Here is a 15,310-nt window from a genome sequence, read left to right as displayed (position 1 = left end):
TTTGTAATGCGATTCGGTTTGAATGCGTGCGGGAGATCGTGTCCGGTGGCGTCTGATGCACCAGGACAGCGGGCGAGGGCGCACCAGGACAGCCACGCTTCGCGGCCGCATTGGCGGGATCAGGGTCGGATGAATATTTGCCGCCCTGGTGCACCGTTCGGCGAGCACGGTCGTTTACCGCAGACCGTTGTCGAACCGAGCCTGACTGACCGTGCCTTTTGTCTTTTCCCGTATTGCCGTAGGTGCCCTGCTGCTACTGGGGGTTCTGGCCCGGCCCGCGGCAATCCTTGCCGCCGAAGGCCCCGCCGATCCGCTTCCTTCCGCTGATTCCGCAGATGCTGCCGGTCCTTGCGTGCCGCCGCCGGCGGGCGCGACGCTGACCCTGGCGCAGGCGCGCCTGGACGCACTGCGCTGCAACCGCGACATCATCGCCGCCCGCCGCGGCGTCGAAGCCAGCCAAGCGGACATACAGATCGCTTCGCAGCGGCCCAATCCGGTGCTGAGCCTGGGCGTGACCAATATCAACCCGCATGCCGGCATCGGCTCGGGCAACCTGCGCAGCAAGACCGTGGATTCCACCCTGCGCGTGGACCAGCTGATCGAGACCGCCAACAAGGGCGGCCTGCGCGTGGACGCCGCGCGCAAGGCCAGCGCGGCCGCCGGCGAAGTGGTGCAGGCGGTGGTGGCGCAGCAGAGCGCCGCCGCGGAGCAGGCTTTTTATGACGCGGTGGTCAGTCAGGAGCGCGTGGCGGTGTTCAAGGAGATGCTGGCGCTCTACGACCGCACGCGCCAGGCCAGCGAGACCCGCCTGAAGGCCGGCGACGTCTCGCGCGCCGACGTGACCAAGCTGCAGCTAGACGCGCTGCGCGCGCAGAGCGACATGCGCCAGGCCATGACCGACCACGCGCGCGACAAGGCCCAGCTGGCGCAGGCCATGGGCGTGCCCGGCACGCTTGCCGGCAACCGGCTGGTGCCGGACTGGCCGCCGCTGGATACGCCCGTGCCGCAGGTCGATCCCGACACATTGCAGCGCCGCCCCGACGTAACAGCGGCCGAGGCCCGCCTGGCCGCGGCCGCCGCCGCGCGCGACCTGGCGCGCGCCGGCCGCGTGCCCGACGTGACCGTCGGCGCGCAGGCTGAGCACTATCCGGTTTCCGCCACCAATACCAACGGCAGCGGCAACAGCTACGGCGTGTTCCTGACGATCCCGCTGTACGTGCGCCACAGCAACGGCGGCGAGGCCCGCCGCGCCGAGGTGGACTACTACGCCGCGCTGGACGACCGCAACCGCGTGCTGCTGGAAGCCGGCAATGAGATGGAACGGCTGCGCAGCCAGCTCGAAGCCGCGCGCCAGTCACTGCGGCAGATGCGCGACGACGTGCTGCCCGCCGCCGAAAGCGTGGCCGGCAGCGCCGAGTTTGCCTACGGCAAGGGCGCCACCGGCGTGCTCGACCTGCTCGATGCCCGCCGCGCGCTGCGCCAGACCCGGCTCGATGCCGTCAGCGCCCAGGGCGATTACGCCAAGGCCCTGTCGGCCTACCGCGCCGCGCTGCAGACCTCCACGACCGGCACTGCGACAAGCTCGCGTCCCTGAACCGCAGTCCCAGCGAATCCAATGCACTCCCTCCTGTCACGCATGTCCCGCCGCATGTCTTCCGTCCATTTCCCCGCCGGCCTGCCCGCACGGTTTGCTGCCCTGTCCCTGTGCGCGCTGGCGCTGGCCGCCTGCGGCAAGTCTGAAGCGCCCAAGGCCGATGACGATCCCAAGGTCAGCGGCAATACCATCCAGTTCCCGGCCAGCGTGAAGACGCTGCCGGGCATCGCCGGCGAAGCCGCCAGGACCGGCGGCGAGCGCATGCTGAGCCTGCCCGGCCGGCTGGTGTGGAACGAGGACAAGACCGTGCGCGTGTCGACGCCGTTTGCCGGCCGCGTCACCGAGATCCTGGTGCAGCCCGGCGCCACCGTGAAAGCGGGCCAGCCGCTGGCCAGCCTGACCTCGCCCGATTTCGGCGTGGCCCAGGCCGATGCGCGCAAGGCCGCCGCCGACAGCGCGGTCGCGGCCAAGGCGCTGGCACGGCAGCGCGAGCTGTACGGCGCCGGCATCATCGCGCAGAAGGAGCTGGAGCAGGCGCAGGCCGACGCCGCGCGCGCCGCGGCGGACCTGCAGCGCACCCAGGCGGCGCTGGCCCAGTACGGCGCGGCCGCGGGCGGCGCGGGCGCCTCAGGCATCGTAAACCAGCGCTTTCCGCTGCGCAGCCCGATCGACGGCCTGGTGGTCGAACGCAACATCAACCTCGGCATGGAGCTGCGCCCCGACCAGCCGCCCGCCGCGCCGTTGTTCCTGGTGACCGATCCGACCACGCTGTGGGCGCAGGTCGATGCGGGCGAGGCCGACCTGAGCCTGTTCAAGCCGGGCGTGGACGTGCAGCTCACCACCGCTGCCTGGCCCGGCGAGACCTTCTCCGGCACCGTGGTCAAGATTGCCGACTATGTCGATCCCACCGCGCGCAGTATCAAGGTGCGGCTGAACGTGCCCAACCCGGAGCGGCGCCTGAAGGCAGAGATGTTCGTCACCGCGAAGCTGCCGGCCGCGTCGTTCAAGGGCATCGCCGTGCCGTCCAAGGCCGTGTTCCTGGCCGACAACCGCAACTATGTGTTCGTGCGCACCGCCGCCAATACCTTCGAGCGCCGCCTGGTGCGCGTGGGCGTGACGCTGCCCGGCACCACCGAGCTGCTTGAAGGCGTGAAGGACGGCGAGACCGTGATCACCGACGGCAACCTCTACCTGCAGGACATCCTGCGCGATGCCACTGCCGTGAACGCGGCGCGTGCGTCCGAGAAGAAGTGAGGACGGCCGCCACATGATTTCGCGCATCGTCAGCTTTGCCCTGCACCAGAAGCTCTTTGTCTGGCTGGGCCTGCTTATCTTCGTCGGGGGCGGCCTGGCTGCATTCAAGAACCTGCCGATCGAAGCTTTCCCGGATGTCTCCGACATCCAGGTCAACGTCATCACGCTGTACCCGGGCCGCGCCGCCGAAGAGGTGGAGCGCCAGGTGACCATCCCCATTGAAACCGCGCTGGCCGGAACGCCCAACGCGGTGCGGGTGTTCTCGCATACGCAGTTCGGCCTGTCGTTCATGATGGTGACCTTCAACGACCGCGCCACCGACGTGACCGCGCGCCAGCAGATCCTGGAGCGCCTGCGCAGCGTGGACCTGCCCGACGGCGTGCATCCGGACCTGGCGCCGCTGTCCACCGCGATCGGCGAGATCTACCGCTTCCGCCTGGCCGGCAAGGGCTATACCGCGCAAGAGCTGCGCACGCTGCAGGACTGGGTGGTGGAGAAAAACCTGCGCCAGGTGCCGGGCGTGGCCGACCTGGTCACCATCGGCGGAACCATCAAGCAGTACGAGGTCAATCCCAACCTGGCGCGCATGCGCGATGCCAAGATCTCGCTGTCGCAGCTGTTCACCGCGCTGCAGCGCGCCAACGCCAATGCCGGCGGCGGCGCCGTGGCGCACGGCCGGCAACAGTTCCTGCTGCGCTCGCTGGGCAGTTTCCGCACCTCGGCCGATATCGCCAACGTGGTGGTGGCCGAGAACCAGGGCACCCCGATCCTGGTCAAGGACATCGCCGACGTGAGGGTCGGCAGCGCGCCGCCGCAGGGCCTGATGGGCCAGGACGACGAGGACGACATCGTCTCGGGCATCGTGGTGATGCGCAAGGGCGAGAACCCGTCGCTGGTGCTGGAGGCGCTGAAGAAGAGGATCGACCTGCTGGACGACCAGATCCTGCCCAAGGGCGTGAAGATCGTGCCGTACTACGATCGCTCCACGCTGATCGACAAGACCCTGCACACCGTGTTCGGCAACCTGGTGGAAGGCGCGCTGCTGGTGATGGCGGTGCTGTACCTGTTCCTGGCCAACGTGCGCGCCGCGGCGATCGTGGCGCTGATCATCCCGCTGGCGCTGCTGTCGACCTTCATCGGGCTGACCTGGGTGGGTATTCCAGCCAACCTGCTGTCTCTTGGCGCGATGGACTTCGGTATCATCGTCGACGGCGCGGTGATCGTGGTTGAGAATATCTTCAAGCGGCTGGGCGAGCTCAAGGCGCAGCAGATCAAGGACAGCAAGGCGCGCCTGCATGCCATCCTGCAGGCCACCACGGAAGTGGGCCGTCCGACCGTGTTCTCGATGGTCATCATCATTGCGGCGCACATCCCGATCTTCACGCTGCAGCGGCACGAGGGCAAGATCTTCGCGCCGATGGCCTACACGGTCACGGGCGCGCTGATCGGCTCCCTGATCCTCTCGCTGACGCTGGTGCCGCTGCTGTGCCACCTGCTGCTCACCAGGAACATCGCGCACGACGACAACTTCATCGTGCGCCACTGCAAGCGGCTCTATGAGCCGATGCTGGCCTGGGCGCTGGACCATAAGAAGCTGGTGGTGGGTTCGGCGCTGGGCCTGCTGGTGGTGACCGTGGGCGTGGGCAAGTTCCTCGGCAGCGAGTTCCTGCCCGAGCTGGACGAAGGCTCGATGTGGGTCAGCTTCGACCTGCCGGCATCGGTCTCGATCGACGAGGCGCGCGACCAGGCGCGGCTGCTGCGCAGCGTGATCCGCAAGACCCCGGAGGTCAATACCACCATCTCCAAGGTGGGCCGCCCCGACGACGGCACCGATCCCAAGCTGATCAACACCGTCGAGATCCTGGTGGACCTGAAGCCCGAGAAGCAATGGCGCGACGGCTTCAACAAGCGCGCCATCATCGGCGAGATCGACAAGAACCTGCGCCAGCTCCCCGGCATCGAGCCCAATTTCTCGCAGCCGGTGCGCGACAACATCCTGGAGAGCATCTCGCAGATCAAGGGCCAGATCGTGATCAAGGTGCAGAGCGACAGCCTGGAGCAGAACAAGAAGGTGGCCGACCAGATCCTGGCCAACGTGCAGACGGTCAAGGGCGTGATGCGCGCCTTTATCGACCGTGACGGCGAACTGCCGCAGTACGTGCTGGAGTTCGACCGGGCCCAGGCCGCGCGCTACGGCATCAATGTCGCCGACGTGCAGGACCTGATGGAAACCGCGCTGGCCGGCAAGGCCGCGACCGAGCTGTGGGAGGGCGAGAAGCACTTCAGCGTGGCCGTGCGCCTGAAGCCGTCGGAGCGCGCGCTGCCGAACCTGCCCAATATCTTCATGCAGACCGCGGACGGCGCGCAGGTGCCGCTGTCGCAACTGGTGACGTTCCGCGCGGCATCCGGCGCGATGAACATCAGCCGCGAGAACGGCCAGCGCACCACCTCGATCGGCATCTTTATCCGCGACCGCGACATGGGCAGCGTGGTCAAGGACATGCAGAAGCTGGTGGCGAAGAACGTCAAGGCCGACGACGTCAAGATCAGCTGGTCGGGCGAGTTCGAGAACCAGGAGCGCGCCATGGCGCGGCTCTCGATCGTGGTGCCGCTGTCGGTGCTGGTGATCTTCCTGCTGCTGTTCAATGCGTTCAAGTCGTTCAAGAGCGCCACGCTGATCATCTCGAACATCCCGTTCGCGCTGATCGGGGGCGTGTTCGCGCTGTTCCTGACCGGCATCCCGCTGTCGGTGTCGGCGGCGATCGGCTTTATCGCGCTGTTCGGCCAGGCGGTGCTCAATGGCGTGGTCATGGTCACCTACTTCAACCAGCTGCGCGATGAAGGCATGCCGGTGCGCCAGGCGGTGCTGACCGGCTCGATGGACCGGCTGCGCACGGTGCTGATGACCGCGCTGCTGGCCATGCTGGGTTTGTTCCCGATGGCGATCTCTCGCGCCATCGGCTCTGAGACGCAGCGCCCGCTGGCCATCGTCATCATCGGCGGGCTGATCACCGCCACCATGCTGACGCTGATCGTGCTGCCCACCTTGTATGAATGGATGGTGGGGCGCAACTGGCCGGACGAAGAGGGCGAAGCGCCTGACGAGAACCGGTTGACGCCGTCGATTCTGGGCTGACGACCGCCCTGACTTCACTGGCAATTTGCGCCCCTCTCCCGCTGCGCGGGAGAGGGGCGCCTTGTTCTGCGGCACGCATGCTCGCCCGCCGTCGCGCACATGACGCGCTGACCGCACCATCCCCCCTCCAGCAACCAGGTGCATGCCCCGCCGCGTGCCTCGCCCGCATTGCAATGTCGGAATAGTCTGACGCGCCTTTCGGAACCGGACGCCTGCTTCCCATACCCCCCCGGGCCTACTCTGTACTTACGGCATGGCCAGCAGCATAGCCGCCGGCCTCTCATGCGTACCTTTACGCAATCACCCGGAAAGGAGATCGACATGTTGAAGAAATGGCTGACTGCAGCAGTGTGTTCGATGATGGTTGCCGCACCGGCGGGATTTGCGCTGGCGCAGATGACCGCACCAACAACCGCATCCGGAACGACTGCAACCGGGGCAAGGGCAGACTATGACGCCGCGGTGAAGCAGGCTGATGCGGACTACAAGGCTGCCTCCGCCAAGTGCAATGGCATGAAGGACAACGCCAAGGACGTCTGCAAGGCCGAGGCCAAGCGCGACCGCGATGTGGCCAAGGCCCAGGCCGAAGCCCGCCGCGACGGCACGCAGAAGGCGACCGCCAAGGCCGAGAAGACCAAGGCTGACCGCGACTATGACGTAGCCAAGGAAATGTGCGACGACAAGAAGGGCAACGACAAGGACGTCTGCAAGAAGGACGCCAAGGCCGCCCATGAAAAGGCACTGATGGCTGCCAAGGTCGACAAGGCCGCGGCGACCGGTTCGCGTGCCGACGTGGCGGAAGCCCGCGCCGACGCGAAGAAGGACGCCACCGACGCCGCCTACAAGGCCGACAAGGAACGCTGCGACGCGATGTCGGGCGATGCCAAGGACAAGTGCCAGGCCGATGTGAAGGCCAAGTACGGCAAGTAAGCCTTCGCGGCATCCCGCCAGCATTGGCGGGCCACGCACCGCACCACCCGCAAGGGGACGCCTCCAATGCGCCCCCTTGCCACCGGATGAAGGAGCATGAGATGAACTGGGACCAGATCGAAGGCAAGTGGGAACAAGCGAAGGGCAAGATCAAGGAGAAGTGGGGCAAGCTGACCGACGACGACATCGCGCAGATCAACGGCAAGCGTGACCAGCTTGCCGGCCGCATCCAGGAGCGCTATGGCTACACCAAGGAGCGCGCCGAGGAAGAAATGAAGGATTGGGAACGGGACACGCGCTGGTAAGCAATGCGTGGCAGCTAGGCAAGGCGGGACGCCAGCGGGCGTCCCGCCTTGCTTTTTGCGTGCGGCGCGTGCTCGGAACCTGGCACCCCCGGAACGAGGGGTATGCCGGCGCGTATCGCACAGCATTAAGCGCGGATTAGCTCTGAATGCAACCGAATGATGCACGCGCCACCCGCGCAGGGCATAACATGTCGCGTCGCCGACCCTGCCATCCGCCCGGCTTGCCTTCGCGCTCCGCATGTACGCAGCCTTGCCCGCCTTCGTCTCGTCGATCTTCCTCGGTTACGGCCTCTATGTGCTGGTGACCAAGGGCGTGACGCGCGTCTCCACTTCGTTCTTCCTGCTGTGCGTGACCACCTTCGCCTGGCAGGGCACGTGGGTGTTCCTGTTCCAGGCCTCGCATCCCGATGTGTCGCTGATGCTGGCCCGGCTCGGCTACCTCTTCATCCTGTTCCTGCCGACCACCTTCTACCACTTCATCGCCGAAGTCACCGAGTGCCGCCGCGAGCGGCCGTTGCTGCTGGCCTCGTACGGCCTGAGCCTGGTGCTGGCGGTGCTGCTGCTGACCACCGACCAGGTGGTCTCCGGCTACTACAGCTATTTCTTTGGCGACTATCCCAGGGCCGGCCCGCTGCATCCGCTGCACCTGGTGCAGACGGTGCTGGTGGCGCTGCGCAGCGCCTGGCTGCTGGTGGCGGCGCGGCGCAATGCAACCGCCGAACGCCGCAAGCGCTACAAGCTGTGCCTGGTGGCGGTGGCGCTCTATTCGCTGGCGGCGGTGGACTACGCCGTCAACTATGGCGCGGCCTTCTATCCGCCGGGCGTGGTGTTCGTGGCGGCAAGCCTGGGCATCCTGGCGGTCAGCGTGGTGCGCTACGACCTGATGCATCCGTATTCGCTGGCCGCCACCGTGGCGCACGAGGTGCGCACGCCGCTGGCGACCATCCGCATGCAGGCGCAGGAGCTGGCGCGCACCTGGCCGCAGGTGCTGCACGGCTACCGGCTGGCGGTCCAGCAGGGGCTGTGCGAGGACCGCATGCGGCCCGGCCAGCTTGAGCGCGTGTCGAGCCTGGTCGGCGCCATCACGCGGGAAGTCGATGGCACCAGCACCGTGATCGACATGGCGCTGGCCTCGGTCACGCTGGAGCGGCTGGACCGCAGCAGCTTTGCCCCGCACGGCATTGCCGACTGCGTGCATGCGGCGCTGGAGCGCTACCCGTTCCAGGGCGAGGAGCGCGGCTGCGTGCAGGTGCGCGGCATCGACCAGGGCTGGCGCTTTGTCGGCTCCGACACGCTGCTGGTCTACGTGCTGTTCAATCTGCTGAAGAACGCGCTGCATGCGATCCGCGCGGCCGGCGGCGGCCGCATCGACATCACCGGCGCGACCGAGGGCCAGTACCACGTGATCCGCTTTCGCGACACCGGCCCGGGCATTGCGGCCGACGTCATGCCGCGCATCTTCGATCCGTTCTTCTCCACCAAGGCGCATGGCACCGGTGCCGGCCTCGGCCTGGCCTTCTGCCGGCGCGTGATCGAGACCTTCGGCGGGCGCATTGAGTGCGAGTCGGTGCCGGCCGTGCATACCACCTTTACCCTCAGCCTGCCGCGCTTCACCGCCATGGCCGACAGCCGGCTGCGCACCAGCACCGCCGGCTGAGCCACGGCCGGCGGTGCCGGATTCAGACCCGCGCGGGGTCAGCCGCGCCTGGCTCAGCTGGCCAGTGCCGGCAGCGCCAGTTCATATTCCCTGACCCGTTCGATGATGCCCGCCGGAAAGCGCGTGATGCGCTTCTGCCGGTCGGCGAAGACGATCTGCTGGTAGCCCAGCGACACCGGCTTGCCCCCCACGCAGAAGCGGAACAGCAGGTAGGCCGAGCACTGCCGGACCTGGAAGGTGTTCAGGTAGCAATCCACGCGCTGGAACGGGAACGTCTCCTCGACATACTCCTGGTGCGCGCGCTTGGTCACGAAGACGCCGCCCGCGGCCAGCAGGTTGTCGTGGATGCATTCATGGAACCAGCGCTCCCGGCAAATACCCTGCCACTCGAAATAGCGGGCGAAGTAGGTGTTCATAAAGGCATTGGAATCCTTGAGGTAGATGTCGATCGCATGGTGGAAGGTCTTGTGCGAAGCGGTCTCGAACGCGTCGGGCGCCAGTTGGGCCGCGCCGCGGTTCAGGATTTGGGGGATCACGTCTCGCATCAACATAAGTTGACTCCTTGAGATGGCTGCAAGCGGCAGCCACGCCTGCCCCCGGGAAGGTTGGGGCATGGTGGCATTCTGTCCGCTTGGGCAGTGTCAAGGTGGGCGCTGAAGTGGGGGTTGCGGCACGTTCCGGCGCGTGACGCACGGGCGACAAAAGTCCCGGAATGCACGCCCGGGCCTGGCAATACCGGAGCGGCATGGATCGGCGTTAACCCTAGTAGTCTAGGTTTGTAGACTTTTATATAGTCGTCCGGCCAGGCTGCCTCCGGGCGGCCCACGCCTCGCCCTTTTTCCCCGACGTTCACCGGCGTTTCCCAACCTCCCTTGCCGCATGGCAGACACCACGTCCAGCGAACTCCTCGCGCGCAGCCGCCAGCCGGTCTACCTGCAGCTGGCCACCATCTTCCGCCGCCAGATCGAAAGCGGCGCCTGGCGCGAGGGTGAGCGCATCCCGTCGCTGGAAGAGCTGTGCCGCCAGTACGGCGTGGCGCGCATGACCATGCACCATGCCTTGTCGATGCTCGATGAAGAAGGGCTGGTGGCGCGCTCGCGCGGGCGCGGCACCTTCGTCAAGGCGCCGTGCCAGTCGCGGCGGCAGGTGTCGCTGTCGACCAGCTGGGACGAGGCGGTGGCGGTGGGCGCTCAGCTGGACACCGAAGCGATGGTCGAATCCGCCGGCAACGTGCCGCTGCCCGCCGATCTCGGCATGCCGTGCCCCGGTGAGCGCGCCGCCGAATACCACTTCCTGCGCCGGTTGCACCGGCTGGAAGGACGGCCGTTCGCGGTGGGCGAGGTCTATATCGAGGCCGGCGTCTTTGCGCGCGAGCCCGAGGCCTTCCGCCAGGGCGCCTCGGTGCCGGTGCTGGACCGCTTCCCCGGACTGTCGGTCAGCACCGCGCGCCAGCGCCTGTCGATCGTCGCGGCCGGGGCCGAATCCGCCGCCGCGCTGGCGCTTGCCGTGGGCGCGCCGGTGGCTGAGCTGCGCCGCTTCGCCTGTGTCCCGGGCGAGCGCGGCGAGCTGATCGTCTACTACGCACGCATCGAATTCCCGACCGACTTTGTCTGCCTGGATTTCGACCTGCTGGCGGCGCGGCCGTGCCCGGCCTGACGCCTCCCGTGCAACCAATGCCAACCTGCTGACCCAGAACCTGAGCGGAACCCGAGACATGGAAACTACCCAACCGATGAACGGCGCCGAGAGCCTGGTCAAGACCCTGCTCGCCAACGGCGTGGACACCTGCTTTGCCAACCCGGGCACCAGCGAGATGCACTTCGTCGCGGCGCTGGACCGCATCCCGGGCATGCGCTGCGTGCTGGGCCTGTTCGAAGGCGTGGTCACCGGCGCGGCCGATGGCTATGCGCGCATGGCCGGCAAGCCCGCCGCCACGCTGCTGCATTGCGGCCCGGGGCTGGCCAACGGCCTGGCCAACCTGCACAACGCGCGCCGCGCGCAGACGCCGGTGGTCAACATCATCGGCGACCAGGCCACCTACCACCGGCCGCTGGACGCACCGCTGACCGCGGATACCGAAGGCTGGGCCCGTCCGGTCTCGGTGTGGACGCGCACGGCCACGCAGGCTGCGTCCGTCGGCGCCGATGCCTCGTCCGCGGTGCAGGCCGCATGCGCCGCGCCGGGCGGGGTCGCCAGCCTGATCCTGCCTTCCGATGTGTGCTGGGATGCGGGCGGCGTGGTGGCCGCGCCGCTGCCGCCGCTGGCGGTGCCCAAGGTCTCGCCCGACGCCGTGCAGCAGGCCGCGCGCGTGCTGCGCTCGGGCCAGCCCACGCTGGTGGTGCTGGGGGGCAGCGCGCTGCGCGAGGCGCCGCTGGCCGATGCGCACCGCATTGCCGCGGCCACCGGCGCCCGCCTGATCTCGCCCATGTCCAATGCGCGCGTGTCGCGCGGCAGCGGCCGCCTGGCGGTGGACCGCGTGCCATATTCGGGCGACGTCGCGCGCGACAAGCTGGCCGGCATCCGCAACGTGATCCTGGTCGGCGCACCGGCGCCGGTGACGTTCTTTGCCTACCCGGGCAAGTCGCCGCGCCCGTATCCGGAAGATGCCGTGATCCACGTGCTGGCACGCCCGGAGGAAGACCTTGCCGAAGCGCTGGCCCGCCTGGCCGACGAGGTGGGTGCACGCAATGCACCGCTGCCGGCTGCCGTAGCGCCCGCATCCGTTGAGCCCGCCCGCGGCGCGGTCACGTCCGAGGCGGTGGCACGTACGCTGACCGCCTTGCTGCCCGAACAGGCGATCGTGGTGGAAGAGAGCATCAGCTTCGGCCGCGCCTTCTATCCGGGCACGGTCCATGCGGCCCCGCACGACTGGCTGCAGCTGACCGGCGGCGCCATCGGCGAAGGCCTGCCGCTGGCCGTGGGCGCGGCGGTGGCGGCGCCGGACCGGCGCGTGGTGGCACTGCAGGCCGATGGCTCGGCCATGTACACGCTGCAGTCGCTGTGGACCATGGCGCGCGAGCAGCTCGACGTCACCGTGGTGCTGCTGGCCAATCGCAAGTACGCCATCCTGCTGGGCGAGCTCGCGGGCGTAGGCGCCAACCCGGGCAAGACCGCGCTGGACATGCTGGATATCGGCAATCCCGACCTGGACTGGGTCAAGCTGGCCAACGGCATGGGCGTGGAGGGCGCGCAGGCCAGGGACATGGAAAGTTTTGCCGACCTGTTCCGCATGGCCAATGCGCGCAGGGGGCCGTTTGTGATCGAACTGGTGATCTGAGCGCAGCGCTTTCCGGATTCAAAAATCCAGCCTTCGGCAGATGTGAATTGTTGCAATGCACAGACTGCGGCAAGCTGATTGCTGTGCCATGGCAGGTCCATGGCGGCACCATCAAAAGTGAAGGAGACTCCATGCCCCAACAACAAGCGGCGGTGGGTCCGGACAAGGCTTACGCGGACCAGCTCGCCGCTGGCCAGTTCCGCATCCAGCATTGCCAGGACTGCAAGCGCCACGTGTTTTTCCCGCGCAATATCTGCCCGCACTGCGGCGGCGACACGCTCGCCTGGGTCGAGCCCAAGGGGACCGGCACGGTCTACTCCACCAGCGTGATCCGCCGCAAGCCGGATGCCGGCGGCGACTACAACGTGGTGCTGGTCGACCTGGATGAGGGCGTGCGCATGATGAGCCGCGTGGAAGGCATTGCGCCCGCCAGCGTGCGCATCGGCATGCGTGTGCAGGCACGCGTGGCGCAGGGCAAGGAAGGCGAGGCCGCTCTCGTCGTGTTCGATCCGGTGGAGGGCTGAGGCCATGAGTTTGTCGAATTTGCGTGGCAGCGTCGCCATCGTCGGGGTCGGCCAGGCGGGCCTGGGCGAGGCCCACGGCAAGACTGAAATGGAAATCCTGGTGGAGGCCGCCAAGGCCGCCGTCAGGGATGCGGGGCTGTCGATGCGCGACATCGACGGCATCGCCACCGCCAGCGTCGGCGCCAGCATGTGGGTGATGCCGGTGGCCGAGTACCTTGGCATCAAGCCCAAGTTTGTCGACAGCACCATGATCGGCGGCTCCAGCTTTGTCTCGCACATGCTGCCGGCGATGATGGCGCTGGAATCGGGGCAGTGCGATGCGGTGCTGGTCTGCTATGGCAGCAACCAGCGCACCTCCACGGTTGGCCGCGCCGGCATCTCCAAGGTGCGCGCGGTGCTGGACCCGCAGCCGTATGAGCACCCGTACAGCCCGCTGCAGCCGATCACGTCATATGCTCTCGCCGCGGCGCGCCATATGCACCAGTACGGCACCACGCGCGAGCACCTGGCCGAGGTCGCCGTGGCCGCGCGCAAGTGGGCGCAGCTGAATCCGGAAGCGATGATGCGAGACCCGCTCAGCATCGATGATGTGCTCAATGCACGCATGGTGTCGGACCCGCTGTCCGTGCGTGACTGCTGCCTGGTCACCGATGGCGCCGGCGCCTATGTGATGGTGCGCGCGGACCGCGCCAGGGACCTGGCCAAGCCGCCGGTCTATGTGCTGGGCAATGCCACTGCCACGTGGCACCGGCAGATCTCGTGCATGCCGGACCTGACCGTCACGGCTGCCAAGGAATCCGGCGAGCGCGCTTTCGCCATGGCGGGGCTCAAGCCGTCGGATGTCGATGTGGCCGAGCTCTATGATGCTTTCACCATCAACACGCTGCTGTTCCTGGAAGACCTGGGTTTCTGCGCCAAGGGTGAGGGCGGCCAGTTTGTCAGCGGTGGCGGCATTGCGCCGGGCGGGCGGCTGCCGGTGAATACCAATGGCGGTGGCTTGTCATGCGTGCATCCTGGGATGTATGGGATGTTCATCACCATTGAGGCGGTGCGGCAGTTGCGTGGGGAGTGTGGGGAGCGGCAGGTGAGGGATGCGGAGGTTGCCGTTGTGCATGGGAATGGAGGGACGTTGTCTAGTCAGGCTACGGCGATTCTGGGGACTGCGGCGACGGTTTAAGGCGGGAGCGGGGGGCTATTGGCTTGGCCCCATGCGGCCGGGCCTGTCAGTTTTTTTGTGTGCAGGGCAGGTAAAGGCTCACCGTCAATTCGACCGGTGAGCCAGCATTATCTCAACGATGCGGATGGGTGAAGCGGTCCTCGTAGAGGATCGCAAACTGGTTCATGGCAGCCTTCCAGTCATGCGTTGAACTGCCCCACTTCCCGGTGATGTTGCGCAGGGCCAGCCACAGGAGCTTGGTCGCCGCCTCATCGCTGGGGAAGTGGCCCCGCGTCTTGATGATCTTGCGCAGTTGCGCATTGATGCTCTCGATCGCGTTGGTCGTGTAGATGATCTTGCGGATCGCCGGCGGGAACGTAAAGAACGGGATCACCTGATCCCAGGCGCGGCGCCAGGACGCGGCGATCGGGGGGTACCGCTCACCCCATTGCCCTTGCTCGAAGGCCTCCAACTCGGCCAGCGCCGCCTCCGCGCTGGGGGCCGTGTACACGGGCTTGAGCGCCGCCGCCACGGCCCGGCGCTCCTTCCAGCTGGCGTATTCCAGGCTGTTGCGGATCAGATGCACGATGCAGGTCTGCAATGTCGTGTTCGGGAACACCGCGTTCAGGGCCTGCTCCATGCCCCTGAGCCCATCGGTCACCGCAATCAGGATGTCCTGCGTGCCGCGGGTCTTCAGGTCGTTGAACACCTTCATCCAGAACTTGGCGCCTTCGGTGGTCTCGATCCACAGGCCCAGGATGTCGCGGGTGCCGTCTGGCAGCACGCCCAAGGCCAGGTAGACGGCCTTGTTGCGCACCACGCCATCCTCGCGCATCTTGACCCGCAGCGCGTCGAAGAACACGACCGGATACAGCGCCTCAAGCGGGCGGGCCTGCCAGGCGGTGACCTCGTCCATCACTGCATCGGTCACCGAACTGATGAACTCGGGCGAGACTTCGGTGCCGTACTGTTCGGCCAGAAACGCCTGGATCTCGCGCACGGTCATGCCACGGGCGTACATGGCGATGATCTTGTCATCGAACCCAGTGAAGCGCCGTTCGTGCTTGGGAATCAGGATCGGATCGAAGCTGCCGTCGCGGTCGCGCGGGATGTCGACCCGCAGCGGGCCATCCTCGGTTAGAACGGTCTTGGCGCTCTTGCCGTTGCGCTGGTTGGCTGTGCCAGCCGGGCGCTCCGCGCCCGGCTGGTAGCCCAAGTGATGGCCTAGCTCGGCGCCTAGGGCCCGCTCGATCAGGGCCTTCTTGAATGCCATCGAGGCGTCCTGAACCGCTTCGGCGGTCATCGGACCCTTAACGAAATGAGCGATCAGGTCCTCGGGAATAGCCGGCAGTTCACGGCCTGCGGCTTGGCTGGTCTTCGTCTTGCGTGGCATACATGCTCCTTGGCGACATGTTATGCCCTAAACACAAAATTTCTGACAGGTCCATGCGGCCGCCTGTCGCCCCCACCCCAACGC

Annotated in this window: 12 protein-coding genes; 10 read left to right on the top strand and 2 right to left on the bottom strand. The window is 67.1% G+C overall.

Features of this window, described 5'->3' with window-relative positions:
• The first annotated feature begins 211 nt into the window (after positions 1–211).
• The 6 genes from AC3WQZ_RS29680 to AC3WQZ_RS29655 all read left to right on the top strand — a co-directional run bounded on the left by AC3WQZ_RS29680 (position 212) and on the right by AC3WQZ_RS29655 (position 8,876).
• Positions 212–1,594, top strand: a complete 1,383-nt coding sequence (locus AC3WQZ_RS29680) for a TolC family protein (protein WP_454750395.1) — start codon at positions 212–214, stop codon at positions 1,592–1,594.
• 54 nt (positions 1,595–1,648) lie between these two features.
• Positions 1,649–2,848 (top strand): efflux RND transporter periplasmic adaptor subunit, encoded by a 1,200-nt coding sequence (locus AC3WQZ_RS29675; protein ID WP_439669725.1) that lies wholly within the window; start codon positions 1,649–1,651, stop codon positions 2,846–2,848.
• Positions 2,849–2,861: 13 nt separating this feature from the next.
• Positions 2,862–5,984, top strand: a complete 3,123-nt coding sequence (locus tag AC3WQZ_RS29670; RefSeq protein WP_010810377.1) for an efflux RND transporter permease subunit — start codon at positions 2,862–2,864, stop codon at positions 5,982–5,984.
• A 321-nt stretch (positions 5,985–6,305) separates the two neighbouring features.
• Positions 6,306–6,914 (top strand): hypothetical protein, encoded by a 609-nt coding sequence (locus AC3WQZ_RS29665; RefSeq protein WP_010810376.1) that lies wholly within the window; start codon positions 6,306–6,308, stop codon positions 6,912–6,914.
• Between the two features lie 101 nt (positions 6,915–7,015).
• On the top strand, positions 7,016–7,219 hold the full coding sequence (locus tag AC3WQZ_RS29660; RefSeq protein WP_010810375.1) for a CsbD family protein: 204 nt from the start codon (positions 7,016–7,018) through the stop codon (positions 7,217–7,219).
• 238 nt (positions 7,220–7,457) lie between these two features.
• Positions 7,458–8,876: a sensor histidine kinase gene (locus tag AC3WQZ_RS29655; protein ID WP_011616688.1), complete on the top strand. Its 1,419-nt coding sequence runs from the start codon at positions 7,458–7,460 to the stop codon at positions 8,874–8,876.
• A 53-nt stretch (positions 8,877–8,929) separates the two neighbouring features.
• Here the strand turns inward: AC3WQZ_RS29655 and AC3WQZ_RS29650 are convergent, their stop codons facing one another.
• Positions 8,930–9,427 (bottom strand): acyl-CoA thioesterase, encoded by a 498-nt coding sequence (locus AC3WQZ_RS29650; protein WP_010810373.1) that lies wholly within the window; start codon positions 9,425–9,427, stop codon positions 8,930–8,932.
• Positions 9,428–9,755: 328 nt separating this feature from the next.
• On the opposite strand from AC3WQZ_RS29650, the gene AC3WQZ_RS29645 reads away from it, so the two are divergent.
• From AC3WQZ_RS29645 to AC3WQZ_RS29630, 4 genes are all read left to right on the top strand, one after another.
• Positions 9,756–10,532, top strand: coding sequence for a GntR family transcriptional regulator (locus AC3WQZ_RS29645; protein ID WP_010810372.1), 777 nt, complete (start codon positions 9,756–9,758; stop codon positions 10,530–10,532).
• 76 nt (positions 10,533–10,608) lie between these two features.
• Positions 10,609–12,153 (top strand): acetolactate synthase large subunit, encoded by a 1,545-nt coding sequence (locus tag AC3WQZ_RS29640; protein ID WP_010810371.1) that lies wholly within the window; start codon positions 10,609–10,611, stop codon positions 12,151–12,153.
• Between the two features lie 131 nt (positions 12,154–12,284).
• Positions 12,285–12,677, top strand: coding sequence for a Zn-ribbon domain-containing OB-fold protein (locus AC3WQZ_RS29635; protein ID WP_010810370.1), 393 nt, complete (start codon positions 12,285–12,287; stop codon positions 12,675–12,677).
• 4 nt (positions 12,678–12,681) lie between these two features.
• Complete coding sequence (locus tag AC3WQZ_RS29630) at positions 12,682–13,854, top strand: thiolase family protein (protein ID WP_058698481.1); 1,173 nt, start codon at positions 12,682–12,684, stop codon at positions 13,852–13,854.
• A gap of 112 nt (positions 13,855–13,966) precedes the next feature.
• Here AC3WQZ_RS29630 and AC3WQZ_RS29625 read toward each other — a convergent pair whose 3' ends face one another.
• On the bottom strand, positions 13,967–15,226 hold the full coding sequence (locus AC3WQZ_RS29625) for an IS256 family transposase (RefSeq protein WP_058698953.1): 1,260 nt from the start codon (positions 15,224–15,226) through the stop codon (positions 13,967–13,969).
• Positions 15,227–15,310 lie beyond the last annotated feature (84 nt).

Source organism: Cupriavidus sp. FW305-26 (assembly GCF_058787975.1).
The sequence above is the reverse complement of the archived record's forward strand: the minus strand, read 5'-3'. Positions and strand labels throughout refer to the sequence as shown.